Annotated in this window: 18 protein-coding genes and 2 pseudogenes; 8 read left to right on the top strand and 12 right to left on the bottom strand. The window is 67.1% G+C overall.

Annotated features, from left to right (window positions below; genetic code table 11):
• Nucleotides 1–11: 11 nt before the first annotated feature.
• The 4 genes from AB0L82_RS07655 to AB0L82_RS07640 are packed head-to-tail and all read right to left on the bottom strand — an operon-like array spanning nucleotide 12 to nucleotide 2,540.
• Nucleotides 12–269, bottom strand: a complete 258-nt coding sequence (locus AB0L82_RS07655) for a YciI family protein (RefSeq protein ID WP_364632432.1) — start codon at nucleotides 267–269, stop codon at nucleotides 12–14.
• 18 nt (nucleotides 270–287) lie between these two features.
• Nucleotides 288–797 carry a transcription antitermination factor NusB gene (gene nusB, locus AB0L82_RS07650; RefSeq protein ID WP_364632430.1) on the bottom strand — a complete coding sequence of 170 codons (510 nt, stop codon included), beginning with the start codon at nucleotides 795–797 and terminating at the stop codon, nucleotides 288–290.
• A 19-nt stretch (nucleotides 798–816) separates the two neighbouring features.
• Nucleotides 817–1,380 (bottom strand): elongation factor P, encoded by a 564-nt coding sequence (gene efp, locus AB0L82_RS07645; RefSeq protein ID WP_364632428.1) that lies wholly within the window; start codon nucleotides 1,378–1,380, stop codon nucleotides 817–819.
• A gap of 35 nt (nucleotides 1,381–1,415) precedes the next feature.
• Entirely contained in the window at nucleotides 1,416–2,540 is a 1,125-nt protein-coding gene (locus AB0L82_RS07640) for a Xaa-Pro peptidase family protein (protein WP_364632426.1), read from the bottom strand.
• A gap of 154 nt (nucleotides 2,541–2,694) precedes the next feature.
• Between AB0L82_RS07640 and AB0L82_RS07635 the strand changes: the two genes are divergently transcribed.
• From AB0L82_RS07635 to aroB, 4 genes and pseudogenes are all read left to right on the top strand, one after another.
• Complete coding sequence (locus AB0L82_RS07635; RefSeq protein ID WP_364632424.1) at nucleotides 2,695–3,180, top strand: prepilin peptidase; 486 nt, start codon at nucleotides 2,695–2,697, stop codon at nucleotides 3,178–3,180.
• 60 nt (nucleotides 3,181–3,240) lie between these two features.
• Complete coding sequence (gene aroC / locus AB0L82_RS07630) at nucleotides 3,241–4,449, top strand: chorismate synthase (RefSeq protein WP_364632422.1); 1,209 nt, start codon at nucleotides 3,241–3,243, stop codon at nucleotides 4,447–4,449.
• Between the two features lie 20 nt (nucleotides 4,450–4,469).
• Nucleotides 4,470–4,961, top strand: a pseudogene (locus AB0L82_RS07625) (shikimate kinase); the annotation flags it as partial.
• A gap of 911 nt (nucleotides 4,962–5,872) precedes the next feature.
• Complete coding sequence (gene aroB, locus AB0L82_RS07620; RefSeq protein ID WP_364632420.1) at nucleotides 5,873–6,994, top strand: 3-dehydroquinate synthase; 1,122 nt, start codon at nucleotides 5,873–5,875, stop codon at nucleotides 6,992–6,994.
• Nucleotides 6,995–7,079: 85 nt separating this feature from the next.
• On the opposite strand, the gene AB0L82_RS07615 is transcribed toward aroB, so the two are convergent.
• Nucleotides 7,080–7,562: a B-4DMT family transporter gene (locus tag AB0L82_RS07615; RefSeq protein ID WP_364632418.1), complete on the bottom strand. Its 483-nt coding sequence runs from the start codon at nucleotides 7,560–7,562 to the stop codon at nucleotides 7,080–7,082.
• Between the two features lie 136 nt (nucleotides 7,563–7,698).
• On the opposite strand from AB0L82_RS07615, the gene AB0L82_RS07610 reads away from it, so the two are divergent.
• Both AB0L82_RS07610 and AB0L82_RS07605 read left to right on the top strand, forming a co-directional pair.
• Nucleotides 7,699–8,316, top strand: coding sequence for a transcriptional regulator (locus AB0L82_RS07610; protein ID WP_364632416.1), 618 nt, complete (start codon nucleotides 7,699–7,701; stop codon nucleotides 8,314–8,316).
• A 13-nt stretch (nucleotides 8,317–8,329) separates the two neighbouring features.
• Nucleotides 8,330–8,836: a DUF3291 domain-containing protein gene (locus AB0L82_RS07605; RefSeq protein WP_364632414.1), complete on the top strand. Its 507-nt coding sequence runs from the start codon at nucleotides 8,330–8,332 to the stop codon at nucleotides 8,834–8,836.
• Here the strand turns inward: AB0L82_RS07605 and AB0L82_RS07600 are convergent.
• From AB0L82_RS07600 to alaS, 4 genes are all read right to left on the bottom strand, one after another.
• Entirely contained in the window at nucleotides 8,784–9,611 is an 828-nt protein-coding gene (locus tag AB0L82_RS07600) for a shikimate dehydrogenase (protein ID WP_364632412.1), read from the bottom strand. The two genes, AB0L82_RS07605 and AB0L82_RS07600, sit on opposite strands and share 53 nt — an antisense overlap.
• Nucleotides 9,586–11,049, bottom strand: coding sequence for an endolytic transglycosylase MltG (locus AB0L82_RS07595; RefSeq protein ID WP_364632410.1), 1,464 nt, complete (start codon nucleotides 11,047–11,049; stop codon nucleotides 9,586–9,588). The genes AB0L82_RS07600 and AB0L82_RS07595 overlap by 26 nt, the downstream gene beginning before the upstream one ends.
• Entirely contained in the window at nucleotides 11,046–11,549 is a 504-nt protein-coding gene (ruvX, locus tag AB0L82_RS07590; protein ID WP_364632408.1) for a Holliday junction resolvase RuvX, read from the bottom strand. The genes AB0L82_RS07595 and ruvX overlap by 4 nt, the downstream gene beginning before the upstream one ends.
• Nucleotides 11,550–11,626: 77 nt before the next feature.
• Nucleotides 11,627–14,293: an alanine--tRNA ligase gene (gene alaS / locus AB0L82_RS07585; protein WP_364632406.1), complete on the bottom strand. Its 2,667-nt coding sequence runs from the start codon at nucleotides 14,291–14,293 to the stop codon at nucleotides 11,627–11,629.
• Between the two features lie 71 nt (nucleotides 14,294–14,364).
• Between alaS and AB0L82_RS07580 the strand changes: the two genes are divergently transcribed.
• A complete protein-coding gene (locus AB0L82_RS07580) occupies nucleotides 14,365–15,024 on the top strand; it encodes a CatB-related O-acetyltransferase (protein ID WP_364632404.1) in 660 nt (219 codons plus the stop codon).
• Here AB0L82_RS07580 and AB0L82_RS07575 read toward each other — a convergent pair.
• Both AB0L82_RS07575 and AB0L82_RS07570 read right to left on the bottom strand, forming a co-directional pair.
• A pseudogene (locus AB0L82_RS07575) lies at nucleotides 15,025–15,246 on the bottom strand (cytochrome P450); the annotation flags it as partial. It lies immediately after the preceding gene.
• 38 nt (nucleotides 15,247–15,284) lie between these two features.
• Nucleotides 15,285–15,851: a Uma2 family endonuclease gene (locus tag AB0L82_RS07570; RefSeq protein WP_364632402.1), complete on the bottom strand. Its 567-nt coding sequence runs from the start codon at nucleotides 15,849–15,851 to the stop codon at nucleotides 15,285–15,287.
• A 273-nt stretch (nucleotides 15,852–16,124) separates the two neighbouring features.
• On the opposite strand from AB0L82_RS07570, the gene AB0L82_RS07565 reads away from it, so the two are divergent.
• Nucleotides 16,125–16,910 (top strand): VOC family protein, encoded by a 786-nt coding sequence (locus AB0L82_RS07565; protein ID WP_364632400.1) that lies wholly within the window; start codon nucleotides 16,125–16,127, stop codon nucleotides 16,908–16,910.
• Between the two features lie 7 nt (nucleotides 16,911–16,917).
• On the opposite strand, the gene AB0L82_RS07560 is transcribed toward AB0L82_RS07565, so the two are convergent.
• Nucleotides 16,918–18,228 (bottom strand): replication-associated recombination protein A, encoded by a 1,311-nt coding sequence (locus AB0L82_RS07560; protein WP_364632833.1) that lies wholly within the window; start codon nucleotides 18,226–18,228, stop codon nucleotides 16,918–16,920.
• Between the last annotated feature and the right edge of the window lie 277 nt (nucleotides 18,229–18,505).

Genomic DNA, 18,505 nt, shown 5'->3' with positions numbered 1-18,505 from the left:
CACACCGGCTCTCAGCCGGTGATCTCCCATTCGTACACGGTGAGTTCGGACGCACCGGTCGTATGAATGGGGTCGGTGAAGACCAGATCCCGTGCGGCGTCCAGGCTTTCGGCGAGAATCACGTACGCCCCGCCGCTGTCATCGGTGAACTTGCCGCTCTCGACCAGCTGCCCGCGCGAGCGAACGCCATCGAGCCAGTCCCGATGCGGCTGTGCCACAGCCGGATCGAAGCGCGGGGTGCGCATCGCCAGCACCAAGTACTTGCGCACCCTGCGCCTCTCCCTTACCTACTTGTCGTCGTCGCGCGGCGCGCGAGTCGCCGCCGCGGCCGCCCGGACCTGCGGTGCGACCTGCACCACCTGGCCGAGCACACCGTTGATGAACGAGGGGGAATCATCGGTGGAGAGCTCCTTGGCGAGCTCGACCGCCTCATCCACCGCCACCACGGGCGGAACATCATTGGCGTGGAACAGTTCCCACACCGCGACCCGCAGAATCGCGCGGTCCACGGCGGGCAGCCGGGACAGCGCCCAATCCTGCAGATAGGACTCGATGGTGCCGTCCACCCGATCCAGATCGTCGGCGACGCCTTCGACCAGGACCCGGGTGTAGGGGTTCACCGGGGCCACCGAATCGTCCCGCACGGAGAGCGAGACGCGTTCGGACAGCAGATCGGCCGGGTCGATATCGCGGGCTTCGGCTTCGAAAAGCAGGTCCACCGCACGTCGGCGCGCCTTGTGTCGCGCACCCAGCTTCTTGAAACCGGCGGACTTCTTGTCCGGGGGTTGGTTGGCCACGGTCACCATTATCCGCGCGTCAGGAGTTGACGCGGCTGATGTAGGAACCGTCGCGGGTATCCACGCGCAGCTTGTCACCCTGGTTGATGAACAGCGGCACCTGGATCTCGGCGCCGGTCTCCACGGTGGCGGGCTTGGTGCCCGCGCTGGAGCGGTCACCCTGCAGGCCCGGCTCGGTGTGGGTGACGATGACGTCGATGGCGACGGGGAGCTCGACGAACAGCGCCTCGCCCTCGTGCATCGCGATCTGGACCTGCATGTTCTCCAGCAGGAAGCCGGCGTTCTTGCCGATGGTGCCTTCCTGCAGGTGAATCTGGTCGTAGGTCTCGCCATCCATGAAGATGAAGTCTGAGCCGTCGTGGTACAGGTAGGTCATATCGCGACGGTCGACGGTCGCGGTCTCCACCTTGACGCCCGCGTTGAAGGTCTTGTCCACGACCTTGCCCGAGACGACGTTCTTCAGCTTGGTACGCACGAAGGCGGGACCCTTACCCGGCTTGACATGCTGGAATTCGACGATCTGCTGCAGCTGATTGTCGATCTTCAGCACGAGGCCGTTCTTGAAGTCACTGGTGTCCGCCACTGTCCTGCGATCTCCTGTTTGTCGGTCAACCGGCGTCAGTCGACGACGGTCAGGTCTTTGCTGGTGCGGGTGAGCAGCTCCGGGCCCCCCTGGCGAACCACGAGCGTATCCTCGATCCGGACTCCGCCGCGGCCGGGGAAATACACACCTGGCTCGACGGTCACCGCCACGCCATCGAGAAGTGTACCCGTGCCGGTTTTGGCGATTCCGGGCGCTTCATGAATCTGCAGGCCGACCCCGTGCCCGAGACCGTGCACGAAGAGTTCACCGTGGCCCGCCGCCTCGATGACCGAGCGGGCGGCGGCGTCCACCGCGCGGGTGGAGACACCGGGGGTCAGGGCTTCGCGGCCCGCTTTCTGCGCGGCGTACACCAGGTCGTAGATCTCGCGCTGCCAGTCCGAGGGCTGACCCAGCACATAGGTGCGGGTCATATCCGAGTGATAGCCGTCGACCATCGCGCCGAAATCCAGCTTCACGAAATCGCCCTGGGCCAGCACCGCATCGGTCGGACGATGGTGCGGGACGGCCGAATTCGCGCCCGCGGCCACGATGGTCTCGAAGGCGACCGCATCCGCGCCGTGCTCGAACATGAGCCATTCCAACTCGCGCGCCACCTGGCGTTCGGTGCGGCCGGGACGCAGGCCACCGCGCTCGAGCAGGGTCGCCAGGGCCACATCGGCGGCATCACACGCGGCCTGCAGACGGCCGACCTCGAAGGCGTCCTTCACCATGCGCAACTGTTCGACCAGTCCCGAGACCGGGACCAGATCCAAGCCGGTGGCCTGGGAGACGAAACCGCGATGCTGTTCGAAGGTGACGATATGGCTTTCGAAGCCGACGCGGCCGGTCTGCCACTCCCCCGCTATCTCGACCACGCGGCGCGCGCTGGCGCGATTGATCTCGGCGCGCAGATCGGGCACCTGTTCGCCGACCTGGGTGATGTAGCGACCGTCGGTGCAGATGACGGTGCGCTCGGCATCGCTGCTCCAGGCATAGACCAGTAGCGCGGCATTCGATCCGGTGAAGCCGGTGAGGTAGCGGATATTGATCAGATCCGTGACCAGTAGGGCATCGACGCGGTTCTCGACGAGCAGGTTGCGCAGGTTGGCCCGGCGCTGCGCGTAATTGGGGCGCGCGCCCGGATCGGGAGCAGCAGACATGCGTCCAAGCTACCGTCGACACGCCGCAACACCGACACGCAACACGTTGATCGGCGGGTGTAGGAGAAAGCCTGGTTGTTCACATGTCAAGTGGTTCTCCACATTTCGTGATTCCGCGGCCCGCGGCGGCGTCTCGGGGAGCAGGCTCGAAAGTATGGAATCGCTGCCGCTGTTCATCCTCGCGATCTGGTGCGCACTGCTGAGCTACTTCGATCTGCGGGCGCATCGGCTGCCGAATCTGCTCACCCTGCCCGGGGCCGTCGCGGTGCTCGGATACGGATTCGTCACCGGGCGCGGCACACTCGCGGTGCTCGGGGCGCTGCTCCTGGCGGTTCCCTATCTACTGGTACATCTCTGCGCACCCGGGGCGCTCGGGGCCGGGGATGTGAAACTCGCCCTAGCGCTGGGTGCCGCCACCGCGCTCGGCGGCGCACAGTGCTGGGTCTGGGCGGCGCTGGCCGCACCGGTGCTCACCGCCCTCGCCGGGGTCGGCTCGATCGCCGCGACAGCGGTCCGACCGGGCACTATGCCCGGACCGAAGCTACCGGCCGGAACGTTTTCCGGCGGCGCGATCGGTACCGTCGCACACGGCCCGGCCATGTGCGCGGCGAGTGTGCTTGCGCTGCTTGCCACACGGTGATGAGCGTCATGCGCGGACCACGTGTCCGGGCAGGCGCATTGACATGGAAGGATGTAACCCGTGTTGCGCTGGATAACTGCCGGAGAATCCCATGGCCCCGCTCTCGTCACGATCCTCGAGGGGATGGTGGCCGGTGTCGAGGTGAGCTCTGCCGATGTCGCGGCGCAATTGGCCCGCCGGCGCCTGGGCTACGGGCGCGGCGCTCGAATGAAGTTCGAGGCCGATGTGGTCACCCTGGTCGGTGGCGTGCGCCACGGCCGCAGCATGGGCGGGCCGATCGCCATCGAGGTCGCCAATTCCGAATGGCCCAAGTGGACCCAGGTCATGTCCGCCGATCCGGTGGACGAGGCCGAACTCGCCGAACTCGCGCGCAATGCGCCGCTCACCCGGCCGCGGCCCGGGCACGCCGATTACTCGGGCATGCTCAAGTACGGCTTCGACGACGCCCGCAATGTGCTCGAACGCGCCAGCGCGCGGGAGACCGCGGCGCGCGTCGCGGCGGGCACCGTGGCCAAGAACTTCCTGCGGCAGGCGCTCGGAGTCGAGGTGATCTCGCATGTGGTATCCATCGGAACCGCCGCGAACACCACCGGTTTCGTGCCGACCGCCGCCGATCTGGACGCTATCGACGAGAGCCCGGTGCGCTCGTTCGACAAGGACGCCGAGGCCGCCATGATCGCCGAGATCGAGGCCGCCAAGAAGGACGGCGACACCCTGGGCGGTGTGGTCGAGGTCGTGATCGAGGGGCTGCCCGTCGGCCTGGGCTCGTTCACCAGCGGTGAGGCGCGTCTGGATTCGCGACTCGCGGGCGCGCTCATGGGAATTCAGGCCATCAAGGGTGTCGAGGTGGGCGACGGTTTCGAGACCGCGCGCCGGCGCGGCAGCCAGGCGCACGATGAGATGAAGCCCGGTCCGGATGGCGTGCTGCGCTCGACCAATCGCGCGGGCGGGCTCGAAGGCGGTATGACCAATGGCGAGGCACTGCGCGTGCGCGCGGCCATGAAGCCGATTTCGACCGTGCCGCGGGCGCTTTCGACCGTGGACATGACCACCGGTGACGAGGCCGTGGCCATTCACCAGCGGTCCGATGTGTGCGCGGTGCCCGCGGCCGGTGTGGTCGCCGAGGCCATGGTGGCGCTCGTGGTGGCGCAGGCCGTACTGGAGAAGTTCGGCGGCGACTCGCTCTACGAGACCGTCGACAACATCACCAGCTATGTGAAGCGAATCAACGCGCGCCCGCACGTGCCCTCGGGCAACGCGCCACAGTGACCGGGGAAACCGGCCAGCCGCTGAGTGTGGTGCTGGTCGGTCCGCCCGGTGCGGGTAAGTCGACGATCGGCCGCAAGCTCGCTCGTGAACTCGGGCTGGACCTGTATGACACCGATGCCGGGATCGAGGAACAGACCGGCCGCACCATTCCGGAGATCTTCGCCGAGGATGGCGAACCGGAGTTCCGCCGCATCGAGGAACAGGTGGTGCGCGAGGCCGTACTGGCCGGGCACGGCATCATCTCGCTCGGCGGCGGTTCGGTGCTGTCCGCCGCCACCCGCGAGATTCTGCGCGGCCGCACCGTGGTCTACCTGGAAATCAGTGTGGGCGAAGGACTTCGCCGCACCGGCGCCAGCACCAATCGCCCGCTGCTGAACGGCGATGATCCGGCCGCCAAATACCGCGAACTCATGAAGATCCGCCGCCCCCTCTACCGCGAGGTGGCCTCGGTCCGCGTCCGCACCGACGGCCGCAGCCCGGGTCGCGTGGTCCGCATGATCCTGGCCAAGCTCGGCCTGGAATCGGTACTGCCGCAGGAGGAAACCACCCCCGGCACCCCGCCCCCGATCGTCGAGCCCGGCGATTCGACCCGCACACGGTCCCGCCGACGCCGCCGTCGCGGCCGTGGACGCGGCGACAAATCCCCCGACACCCAGCCGAATACCCCTACGTCCGAAGCGAATTCGGACCCGCGCGACGACAGCCTCACCACCATCGACTCCCCGGCGACCGCGCCGGACGCGCCCGCCGCCACCGAGGACTCGAAACCCGCACGCCGCAACCGCCGTTCGCGCCGCCGCAGCCGCCGCCCCGCAGGTCCCGCCGCCGCGCCCACACCGAATGCCACCGACCCGGGATCATCCACCGCGTCGGGCACCGGTCCGTCCGAGTCGGCAATCCCGGGGCACGACCCACAGCGTTCGGGTGGTGGCGTGGCGAATGGCACCGGCGGCAGTGCATCGGCCGCCGACCCGTCGGTCGCCGAGAGCTCCACCGCCGCAGGTGAACTCAGCGCTTCGGGCGGGACTACCGCCCCGAGCAGGGGGCGGCGGCGCGGTCGAGGGTCTCGCAGGCGCGGAGGTGGCTCGGCGGAATCCGGACGGGACACGGCGTCCGGGGTTTCGACCGACGCCGACCCTCAGGCAGGTGGCAGCGATGTAGCCCGCCCCGGCCCGACCGGACAACCGCGTGTCGGCGCCGCCGAATCGCGTGGGCGGGGCCGGACAGCATCGGACGGGTCCGCGACTTCCGCGGCGGGGACCGCAACCGCCGGAGAGGCCGAATCCGCCGGCGTACAGCCGGGTTCGGTGGCCGGGGAGCCGGGGGCGGGGCGGTCGCGGCGGGCCAGGGCGCGGCGGGCTCGGGCCCGGGCGCGCGGGGAGCAAGCAGAACTATCCGTACGAGAAGAATCGGAGCAGCATCCATGAGCGAGCCGACCCGCATCGAGGTCCGCACCGCCGATCCGTATCCGGTGATCATCGGGCGCGGCCTGCTGGGTGATCTGGTGGAGCAGGTGACCGGGCGCAATGGTGTGCGCACGGTCGCCATCTTCCATCAGCCGCCGCTCGCCGAGACCGCCGAGGTGGTGCGCAAGGCGCTGGCGGACAAGGGCATCGACGCGCATCGCATCGAAATCCCGGACGCCGAGGACGGTAAGGATCTGGCCGTGGCCGGATTCTGCTGGGAGGTGCTGGGCCGGATCGGGCTGACCCGCAAGGATGTCATCATCAGCCTCGGCGGTGGCGCGGCCACCGATCTCGCGGGTTTCGTCGCCGCCACCTGGATGCGCGGGGTGAGCATCGTGCACGTGCCCACCACCCTGCTGGCCATGGTCGACGCGGCCGTGGGCGGTAAGACCGGTATCAATACCGAGGCGGGCAAGAATCTGGTCGGCTCGTTCCACGAACCGCACGCGGTCATGGTCGATCTGGCCACGCTGGAAACGGTGCCGCGCAATGAGATCGTCGCGGGCATGGCCGAGATCATCAAGGCCGGTTTCATCGCCGACCCGGTCATTCTCGAACTCATCGAACGCGATCCCGAAGCCGCGCTCGACCCGACCGGTGAGGTGCTGCCCGAACTGATTCGGCGCGCGGTGCAGGTCAAGGCCGATGTGGTCGCCGCCGATCTCAAGGAATCGGATCTGCGCGAAATCCTGAACTACGGCCACACCCTCGGCCACGCCATCGAGCGCCGCGAGCGCTACCGCTGGCGTCACGGCGCGGCGGTATCGGTCGGCCTGGTCTTCGCCGCCGAACTCGGCCGCCTGGCCGGGCGCCTCGACGATGCCACCGCCGAACGCCACCGCACCGTGCTGGCGAGCGTCGGCCTGCCCACCACCTACGACGCCGATGCGCTCCCCCAGCTGCTGGACACCATGCAGACCGATAAGAAGACGCGCTCGGGCATGCTGCGTTTCGTGGTGCTGGACGGTCTGGCCAAACCGGGCCGCCTGGAAGCCCCGGATCCGTCCCTGCTGGCCGCGGCCTATTCGGCCATCGCCCGCGAGGCCACCCCGGGCGGCAGCACCGCCATCCTCCTGTAGCGAAAGGCTTCGCCCACACCGGGTTTCATACAAAAAGAACGCCCGCGGTCGATATCGACCGCGGGCGTTCTGCGTCGCGGAGGCGTCAGACGCCGGCGGTTTCCTTGTTCAAGGCGACGGTGTTCGTGTTGGCCGAGCCCTTCTTGGACTCGCGGCCGACCAGGTAGCGGCCCAGCGCCACACCGATCATGGCCGGAATGAAGATCATCAGGATGATGAACGACGCGCCCGAAGAGATCTCGAAGAGCAGGCCGTTGTCGCCGAGGTCGAACTTGGGCAGGAAGTCCAGGAGCCAGGCGACCAGACCGGCGCCGAGGCCACCGGCGAGCGCGGCCTTGAGCCAGCGCATGGTCAGATCGGCGCCGCGATCGGGATCGGGATTGGCGCGGCGGTCGTGCCGGCCGTCCACCACGCCCCAGGCGACCACGACCGCGACCAGCACGATCAGGCACAAGATCCGCATCCAGGAGCCATTGGTCGGCCAGTTCACCATCGCGAAACCGAGCAAGGTCCGCAGCACAACGGTCAGCGCTCCCAGACCTACGGCGCGCAACACCCACGCATTCATGATGATCACCTTAACCTGCGAATTGACCCGGCCTAACTGAAACCGGTTCTAGAACTGTATCCGTTTCCCGATCCGGCACCATGCACGGTACCCGGCGACCCGGCTCGCGATCCGAGCACGCTGCTAGAAATGCAGGGTGAGCATCGAAGCCGTCGCCCTGCTGCAGGATCCGATTCGCAGGCGGCTGTACGACTACATCGCCGCCGCGAACCACGATGTGAGCAGGGATGAAGCCGCCGAGGCCGCCGAGATCAAACGGCCGCTGGCCGCGTTCCACCTGGACAAGATGGCCGAGGCCGGACTCCTGGACGCGGTTTTCCGGCGGCCCGAGGGTAAGACCGGCCCCGGTTCGGGCAGGCCCGCCAAGTTCTATCGGCGCGCCGAGGCCGAATTCACGGTCAGCCTGCCCGCCCGCGACTATCGCACCCTGGCAACGGTTCTCGCCGAGGTCACCGAACACGCCGGGTTCGAGGCGGCGATCGCCGAGGCCGCCGCGCAGCACGGACCCGCCATGGTGGACCGCGATCCGCTCGAGGTGCTGCGCGAGCGCGGCTATGAGCCGCACCTGGACGGTGAGGTGATTCGCCTGCGCAACTGCCCTTTCCATCAGCTCGCGGTCGACTTCCCGCCCCTGGTCTGCGGTTTGAACTTCGCACTACTGGAAGGCGTTGCCGCCGAGGCGGGCTGGACGGCGCGTATGGATCCGGCTCCGGGCCGATGCTGCGTAAGCCTTTCTAAAACAAACACAGATTAGTTATAGTTCGGTCATGCATCTCGCGCTCTTCAATATCGGCCGCATGATCGCCCCCGAGGGCGACCCGCGGGTCGCCGAGTTCTACGCCGGACTCGATCGCATCAACGCCCTCGCCGACGAGTCCCCCGGTTTCGTCTGGCGACTGGTCGACTCCGACTCGAACAACGCGACCTCCGTGCGCCCCTACGAGGCCGACCCGGACATCCTGGTGAACCTCAGCGTCTGGGAATCACGCGAGGCGATGTTCAACTACGTCTACCGCAGCGAGCACATGGAATTCCTGCGCCGCCGCCGTGAATGGTTCCTCCCCGTCAAGGAGGCCATCGTCGTGCTGTGGTGGGTGCCGATCGGATACACACCGACGCTGGCCGAGTCGATGGAACGCCTGGATCACCTACGCGCGCACGGTCCGACACCGCACGCCTTCACCTTCCGGAACGCCTTCGAACCGCAGCCGGATGATGCGGTCAGTCCTGTAGTGCCGCAGCCATTTCGGCGCGCGGAGCGGGCTGACCGGTGAACTGTTCGACCTGGCCGTAGGCTTGGTTCAGGAGCATTTCGAGGCCACTGACCACGGTATGGCCCGCGCGGGTCACCGCCGCGGCGAGTGGGGTGGGCCAGGGGTTGTAGATGGCGTCCAGGACCACGGGGGCGTGGGCCACCGCTTCGGCGATGGGTTCGGCTCCGGCCGCGGGGACGGTGCTGACCACGGCGTCGATATCGGAGCAGACGAAGCCGATACCGTCCGGATCGAAGCCGATGACCTCGGCCGAAAGGCCAAGTCGTTCGGCCAGTTCCAAGGTGTCAGCGGCGCGGCGCGGGCTGCGGGCGACGATCGTCACCGTATGCGCGCCGAGTTCGGCCAGGGCCAGCAGGGCGGGGCGGGCGGTGCCGCCCGCGCCGATGACCATGGCCTTCTCGAGCTCTTTCACGCCCGCGCCCTCGAGTGCGCCGCGCACACCGTCCACATCGGTGCAGTCGGCGCGCCAGCCATTGTCGATGCGCAGCAGCGTATTCGCCGAGCCGACCAATTCGGCGCGATCGGTGCGCTCGGTCGCGTAGTCGAGCGCGGCGACCTTGCCCGGCATGGTCACCGACAGGCCGACCCATTCCGGGCCGAGACCGTCGACCAGGCCGGGCAGTTGTTCGGCATCGCATTCGATGCGCTCATAGGTCCAGTCCAAGCCCAGCGCGCGATAGGCGGCCAGGTGCAGTTGCGGCGAGCGCGAATGCGAGATGGGGCTGCCGAGTACGGCAGCCTTGCGGCGCTCACCGTCCACTGTCGAGAATTCCACTCTGCCTGGCCTTTTCGATATTGCGCAGATGTTCGCTGTAACTGTCGGTGAACAGGGTGGTGCCCTGTTTGTCGACGGTGACGAAGTACAGCCAGTTCCCCGGTTCGGGTTTCTCCATGGCGCGCATGGCATCCACCGAGGGTGCGGAGATGGGCGTCGCGGGCAGGCCCGCCATCGCGTACGTATTCCACGGGGTCTTCTTATTGCGGTCGGCGTCCGTGGTGGCGACCTCGGTGGCCGGGAGCGCGTAGTTCACCGTGGAGTCGAACTCCAGTTTCTGATCGGCCTTGAGCCGGTTCACGATCACCCGCGCCACCTTGGACATGTCCTGCGGCAGCGCTTCGCGCTCCACCAGCGATGCGCCGATCAGCGTGTCATAGGGCGAAAGACCGTTGGCGGCACCGGAATTCATGATCCCGGTGGACTCGTAGGTCGCCGCGCTCGTGGTCACCAACTGCTTGAGGATCTGCTCGGGCGAACCACTCGGATCGAAATCCAGGGTGCCCGCGGCGATCAGGCCCTCCAGCTGCCGACTGCGATCGGGCACCTGACGCACCCGGTCCATCGCCCACGACGGCACCCCGAGCACGCTCGGATCGGCACTGCCGCCCGCCGCCTCGAGCTGGTCGTAGGTCACGCATTTGGCGGCCGAACCGGTGCCGACACAACTGGCGTCGGCGATTTTGCGGTAGATGCCGTCCTTGCGCGCGCCGGTGCTCACATCGGTGGAGTCGTGCAGTTGACGGCCCTCGGAGATGACCACATTGCCGACCCGCGAGTTCTTACCCACCAGAGCGACAACGGCTTCCGCGGCACGACTGTGACTGGCGATGGCGTAGTAGCCGGGCTGCACCGAGCTCATATTGTCATTGCGCACCGCGGCCTCGTAGAAGGCGGCGCTACTGGCGACCACACCCTTGGCGAACATGGTGTCCGCGATCTGGGTGGCGGTATCACCGGGTTTGACCTGCACCACGGCCAGCGGTCCCGGATCGCCGGCGTAATCCTCGGCGGCGGTGAACCGGTTCATGAACTTCCAGGTCGCGAATCCGGCCGCGCCGACGAACAATACGACGAATACGGTGCCGATGACGATCAGGTTCCGCCGCCGCCGCTTGCGCTCGGCGGCCTTGCGCGAGGCCGCGCGGGAGCGGCGCGGACGCTGTCCGCCGCGGCTGCCCGAGGCACGCGAACCACCGCGCCCATTACCGCCACGACCGTTGCCACCGCGACCGCGCTCGGCGCGCTGGGGCGCCTGGCGGCGCGGCGGTTCCGGCTCCAGGATCGGCTCATCGTCCTCGTCATCCTCATAGCGCGGGATGACGGTGGTGTCGTCCTCGTAATCGTCGACTTCCGACCAGTCCAGGTCGTCACGGCGATAACGGCGTTCAGCGCTCTGCCGGTAGCGTTCCTCGGCTCGCGTCCAGCGGTCGGTCATGCAAGATCACCATCACCGCGCGGCTTCAATGCTGCACTCCGTTCGTCCAACCAACCCTGCAGGATCGACACGGCGGCCGCCTGATCGATGACGGACCGCTGCCCGCGCGCGCGAACTCCACTGTCCCGCAACGCCCGTGCAGCAGACACCGTAGTCAAACGTTCGTCGGAAAGCCGCACCGGCACCGGTGCGATCAAAGTCCGCAAACGCCCCGCGAAGGTGGCCGCCAGCTTAGCCGACGAGCCGCTCTCTCCGCGCAAGGTGCGGGGAAGGCCGACAATCACTTCCACAGCCTCGTATTCGCGCACAATTTCGGCAATTCGGTCAAGGTCGGGTGCGAGGGTGCCGGGCGCGATCTTCTTCGCCTTGGGCACGGTCTCGACCGGGGTGGCCAGCAGGCCGTCCGGATCGCTGGAGGCCACGCCGATGCGGACCGTGCCCACATCGAGCGCGATCCGCCTGCCGCGACCCGGATCATCCGAGGGGCTGGGCCGGTCCACCGCGAATCCCGGTGTTCCGGTGTGAGTCCGGGCGTCGCCGTCGACGCCCGGGGAATCCGAGGGTTCGGAAGGGGGCATCACCCGGCGAGCTCGGCCACCCGCGCCCGCAAGGCCGCGAGTCCGGCCTCGATACCAGCGGGTTCGGAGCCCGCGCCCTGCGCCATCTCCGGCTTGCCGCCACCGCGGCCATTGATGCTGGGGCCGAAGGACTGCACCAGATCGCCCGCCTTCACACCCAGATCCTGGGCGTGCTTGCTGACCGCGACGACGAACGGGACCTTGCCCTCGTCATTGCCGAGCAGCGCGACGATGGCCGGTTCCGCGCCCAGGCGGCCCTTGATATCGGCGACCAGGGTGCGCAGATCGCCCGCGCCGACGCCCTCGGGAGCGGCGGCGGCCACCAGCAGCACCTTGCCCACGCGCTGCGCCTGCGCGGCGAAAGTTCCGGCCTGTGCGAGCACGGCCTGAATCTTGGTGCGCTCCAGCTCTTTTTCGGCAACTTTGAGTCGCTCGACGAGCTGCTCCACGCGCGCGGGCACCTCATCGGAGGGCACCTTCAGCGAGGAGGCCACACCGGCGAGCAGCGCCCGCTCCTTGGCGAGGTACTTGTACGAGTCCAGGCCGACGAAGGCCTCCACGCGGCGCACACCCGAACCGACCGAGGACTCACCCAGCAGGGTGATGGGCCCGATCTGCGAGGAATGCTGCACGTGCGTACCACCGCACAGCTCCATGGAGAACGGTCCGCCGATCTCCACCACGCGCACCTCATCGCCGTAGTTCTCGCCGAACAGGGCCATCGCGCCCATCTTCTTGGCGGACGGCAGATCGGTGACGAAGGTGTTCACGGCGAAATCGTCCGCGACGGCATTGTTGGAGATGGCCTCGATATCGGCCTTCTGCTGTTCGGAGAGCCCGCCCTGCCAGTTGAAGTCGAAGCGCAGGTAGCCCGGCTTGTTCAGCGAGCCCGCCTGAACGGCGTTGGGGCCCAGCACCTGTCGCAGCGCGGCGTGCACCATATGGGTGCCCGAGTGGCCCTGGGTCGCGCCGTGCCGCCAGGCCGGATCGACCTGCGCGAGCACGGTGTCACCCTCGGTGAGCTGACCACCCTCGACGGTGGACTTGTGCACCCATACCGTCTTGGCGATCTTCTGCACATCGTTGACGCGCACCTTGAGCCCGTGCGAGGACACGATCGAACCGCGATCGGCGATCTGACCGCCGGACTCGGCGTACAGCGGCGAGCGATCGAGAATGATCTCCACGTCTTGGCCGACTTCGGCCACCGGCACTCGCACGCCATCCTTGATGAGCGCGAGAACCGTTGCCTCGGTGGCGAGTTCGTCGAAGCCGGTGAATTCGGTGGCGCCGCGGTCGACGAATTCCTTGTAGACGGTGAGGTCGGCGTGCGCGTGCTTGCGCGAGTAGGCGTCCTCCTTGGCGCGGGCGCGCTGCTCGGCCATGAGCGAGCGGAAGCCCTCCTCATCGACCTGGAGCCCGGCCTCGGCGGCCATCTCCAGGGTGAGGTCGATCGGGAAGCCGTAGGTGTCGTGCAGTGTGAACGCCTCGGTGCCGCTGATCTTGCTGCCGCCCTGGGCCTTCACCTCGGAGGCGGCATCGTCGAACAGTTTGGAACCGGTGTTCAGGGTGCGCAGGAACGCGCTCTCCTCACCGACGGCGACGGTTTCGATGCGCTTGAAATCGGTGGCCAGCTCCGGGTACGAGGGGGCCATGAGCTCGCTGACGACCTTCATGAACTCGCCCATGACCGGCTTGTCGGCACCCAGCAGACGCGCCGAGCGGACGATGCGCCGCAGCAGCCGGCGCAGCACATAGCCGCGGCCGTCATTGCCCGGGTTCACACCGTCGGCGATGAGCATGGCGCCGGTGCGGGCGTGGTCGGCGATAACGCGGAAGCGCACATCATCGGCGTGTTCGACACCGTAGTTGCGGCCGGTCAGTTCCTCGGCCTTGCTGATTATCGGGCGCAGCAGATCGGTTTCGTAGACATTGTCGACGCCCTGCAGCAGGAACGCGACGCGCTCGATGCCCATGCCGGTGTCGATATTCTTCTTGGGCAGCGGGCCCAGGATCTCGAAATCGTCCTTGCCGCGGCCTTCGCCGCGCTCGTTCTGCATGAACACGAGGTTCCAGATTTCGAGGTAGCGATCCTCGTCGGCCTCCGGGCCGCCCTCGATGCCGAATTCGGGTCCGCGGTCGTAGTAGATCTCCGAGCACGGGCCGCACGGGCCCGGAATGCCCATGGACCAGTAGTTGTCGGCCATACCGCGGCGCTGGATGCGCTCGGCGGGCATACCGATGGAGAGCCAGATCTGCTCGGCCTCATCGTCGTCGAGGTAGACCGTGGCCCACAGCTTTTCGGGGTCGAAGCCGTAGCCGCCGTCCTCGACGGGCGAGGTGAGCAGCGACCAGGCGAAGGTGATGGCCTCGCGCTTGAAGTAGTCGCCGAAGCTGAAATTGCCCGCCATCTGGAAGAAGGTGTTGTGCCGGGTGGTGATGCCGACATTCTCGATATCGCCGGTGCGCACGCACTTCTGCACGCTGGTCGCGGTCGCCCAGGGCGGGGTCTGCTGACCGAGGAAATACGGGACGAACTGGACCATGCCCGCGTTGACGAACAGCAGGTTGGGGTCGGCCAGGATCAGCGAGGCACTGGGAACCTCGGTGTGTCCGGCACGGACGAAATGCTCCAGGAAGCGTCGGCGAATCTCGTGGGTCTGCACAAATGTCAAGCCTACCGGTCCCGGTCCAGCGGGTTTTCAGCCCCCGCCCGGCGCTGGCTACCATCGCCGGGGTGAGTGTGATCCCGGACCCATCGACGCCCTATCCACTGCCGCACACGGACCGCACCGTATTCCTGAAACCGCACATCACCTCGGCGAATATCGAGGTCGGCGACTACAGCTACTTCGACGATCCGGACGCGGCGACCGAGTTCGAGACCCGGAATGTGCTGTACGCGTTCGGACCGGAGAAGCTGATCATCGGCAGGTACTGCGCGCTGGCCACCGGCACCCGATTCATCATGGCGGGCGCGAATCACCCCACCGCGGGCGTGTCGACGTTCCCGTTCACCATTTTCGGCGGCACCTGGGCCGAGGACACCATGGACATCCTCACCTCGATTCCGAGCAGGGGTGACACCGTCGTCGGCAATGACGTGTGGATCGGCTACAACGCGCTGATCATGCCGGGCGTGCGGATCGGCGACGGCGCGATCATCGCGACGGGTGCGGTCGTGACGGCCGATGTCCCCCCGTACACGATCGTCGGCGGCAATCCGGCCAAGCCGGTGAAGCAACGCTTCCCGGACCAGGAGATCGACCTGCTGTTGCGCGCCGCCTGGTGGGACTGGCCGGTCGAACTGGTCACCGAACACGTACGCGTGATCATGGGCGGCACCCCGACGGAGATCGAGCGGATCGCCCGGGACAACGGCCTGTTCCGGGACTGATCACCAGCTGACCGGGAGCGAACTCGGCCCGCGCACGAGCATCCCACGCTTCCAAGGGATTTCGGCATCGGGCACGGCCAGCCGCAGTGCCGGAAAGCGCCGCAGCAGCGTGTCGAGCACCACCTGAAGTTCGATGCGCGCCAACTGCGCTCCCAGGCAGTGGTGGACGCCGTGCCCGAAACCCATGTGCGGGTTGTGTTCCCGGGTCAGATCGAGGGCATCGGCGGCGCGGGTCGAACTTCATTGCAGTGGAACCGAATTCATCGAACCCAGTGCTTCAGAGCGTCCGTGTCCAGGGTGATCTCCACGGGCGCGGGCAGTTCTACGCGCGCGCCGAACGGAAGTCGCATGGGCGAGGAGTAGACGCCGTCGGCGGGGTGGCTGTAAACGATTGTCTCGCAGGTATCGCGGTCGATGAGCAGGTAGATCGGGATGCCTGCCTCGGCATAGGCGCGGGGCTTCTCGACGCGGTCGCGCCGGTCGGTATCGGAGTCGTACGAGGTGACCTCGACGACCATGAGTACCGAATCCGCGTCGACCCAGTTCCCTTGACCGGAGAAGGAGCCGTCCGGGGCCAGGACCGCGGCCGCGCGAGCGCGCCCGTTGCGATACTTCGCGACCTTCAGGTCAACCTCGGGATACAGCCAGAGCTCATCACCCAGCGGGAGCAGGCGACGTGCGAGCCAGCGCACTATCTCGATATGGTCCCCGTCCGGCACCGCCTTGACCCCCAGCTTCCCGTACAGGAACTCCAGCCGCACCGTTTCGCCCTGGTGCTTGGCGAGCTCCTCGAACTCACTGACCAGCATCTGCGGTCTATCAGCCATGGCGGTCACCGAATCCCTCCGTTCTGCCGGGTGGACCTGGATCGACGTCGCCACCCTATGCACCAGTGTCGCGCGTAAAAGTCGATTCGTGCCGACTCGCGATATGACACGCAGAAACATTGCTATTACCCGCAACCGACCATGCCGAGTGGTCGGCTGGTCACACGGCTGGTTCGATCGATGACCGGACATCAGGGACAGGGAGTTCTAGGCTCGCGGTGTCGGCTCATCGGCCCATGAGCCGGTACTTTTCCCGCCCGAGAGGAGTCGGCCATGCCGCAAATGAGCTCGTACGATCCGGGAGTCCCCAACTGGGTGGATCTCGCCACCCCCGATATCGCAGCATCCTCCAATTTCTATGGTGAGTTGTTCGGCTGGCAGGCCAATTCCTCACCGGATCCGCAGTACGGCGGATACACCATGTTCACCCTCGCGGGCACCGAGGGGAATGAGGTCGCCGCCGCCATGCCGATCATGATGGAGGGTCAGCCGCCCGCCTGGACCACCTATGTCAATGTGCTCGATGTCGACGCCACCGTGAAGGCCGTGCAGGCCGCGGGCGGACAGGTCTTCATGGAGCCCATGGATGTTCCCGAACAGGGCCGCATGGCGGTCTTCGCCGATACCCGGGGCGCGGTCATCGCCGCCTGGCAGGCGTATGACTTCAAGGGCGCGGGCATCGTCAACGAGCCCGGCAGCTACTGCTGGAGCGAGCTGAACTGCCGGGATATCGACGCCGCCAAGGCTTTCTACGCCGACGTATTCGGATGGGAAAGCAGCACAGCGGAATTCGGCAGCACCACGTACACCGAATTCAAGGTCGGCGGTAATTCCATCGCCGGCATGATGCAGATGGATGAGAACTGGCCTGCCGATGTGCCCTCGCACTGGATGGTCTACTTCGCCGTCGCCGATACCGATGCCATCGTCGCCAAGACCACCGAACTCGGCGGTTCGGTCGCGGTGCCACCGACCGATATACCGATCGGGCGCTTCTCGGTACTGAGCGATCCGCAGGGCGCGCACTTCGCGGTCATCGCGCTCACCGGCACGATGTAGCCGACTCCTACTTTCCCCGGACTATGCGGCGGAGTTTGGTGACTCGGGGGCCGACTTCGCGTTCATAGCCGTGATCGGTGGGGTGGTAGTAATCCGTCCCGACCAATTCGTCGGGCGGATACTGCTGCCCCAGCACACCATCGGGGTGATCGTGCGGGTATTTGTACCCCTGCGCATTGCCCAGCGCCGCCGCACCGGCGTAGTGACCATCGCGCAGGTGCGGCGGCACCGCGCCCGCTTTGCCCGCGCGCACATCGGCCATGGCCGCGCCGATACCCTTCACCACCGCACCGGATTTGGGTGCGGTCGCGATATGAATGGTGGCCTGGGTCAGCGCCAGTTGCGCCTCCGGCATGCCGACCAGCTGCACCACCTGCGCGGCGGCGACCGCGGTTTGCAGTGCGGTCGGATCGGCCATGCCGACTTCCTCGCTGGCCTGAATCATCAAGCGGCGGGCGATGAATCGCGGATCCTCGCCCGCGCTGATCATGCGCGCCAGATAGTGCAGCGCCGCGTCCACATCGGATCCGCGCAGCGATTTGATGAACGCGCTGATGACGTCGTAGTGCTGATCGCCCGCGCGGTCGTAGCGCACGGCGGCCTTGTCGACGCTGGCCTCCACCAGTTCCACGCCGACATTCCCGTCCAGGGAGGATTCGGCCGAGGCTTCGAGTGCGGTGAGTGAGCGCCGGGCGTCACCGCCCGCGATGCGCACGATGTGTTCGATCGCCTCGTCGCTGACGGTGTACTCCCCCGCCAGCCCGCGCGGATCCGCGATGGCGCGGGTCAGCACCTGGCGAATATCGGCCTCCGACAAGGAGGTCAGCTGTAGTACCAGTGATCGCGACAGCAGCGGCGACACCACGGAGAACGACGGATTCTCGGTGGTCGCGGCGACCAGCAACACGATGCGGTTTTCCACCGCCGCCAGCAGCGCGTCCTGCTGGGTCTTGGAAAACCGGTGCACCTCATCGATGAACAGCACGGTCTGCTCACCCACGGTGAGCCGCCGCCGCGCCAGCTCGATGACCCCGCGCACCTCTTTCACCCCGGCGGACAGGGCCGAGAGCGCTTCGAACCGCCGCCCGGTCGATTGCGAAATCAGCGAGGCGAGCGTCGTCTTCCCGGTGCCGGGCGGCCCGTACAGCAGCACCGACGCCGCCCCGGACCCTTCGATCAACCTGCGCAGCGGCGATCCCGGCCCCAGCAGATGCTGCTGCCCGACCACCTCATCCAGATTCCGCGGCCGCATGCGCACGGCCAGTGGCGCGAACCCCTCACCCATCGGTGCCACACTCGGCACGAACCCCTCGTCCACGTCCTCCGTCCCCGGCGCGTCGAACAACCCGTCACTCACCCCGCGACCGTACCGTCCACCCACGACAGGATTCGCCGCACCGCCGTCTCCGGGCGTGCCAAGCGCCGGTCGAGGCCCTATTCGGGCTCGCGGGCCGTCGACCCCGAATGCGCCTCGGGTGGCGGCGTCACGCATGATTCAAGATCGCTGTGCGGTGTGTGAACGTTCACACGGCGTTGTTACGAACTGTTCATCCGTCCAGATTTGCCTAGCGGGTGCTGTATCAGATCTGATCGAC

The organism is Nocardia sp. NPDC052001 (assembly GCF_040680615.1).
Lineage (GTDB): Bacteria > Actinomycetota > Actinomycetes > Mycobacteriales > Mycobacteriaceae > Nocardia.
The sequence above is the reverse complement of the archived record's forward strand: the minus strand, read 5'-3'. Positions and strand labels throughout refer to the sequence as shown.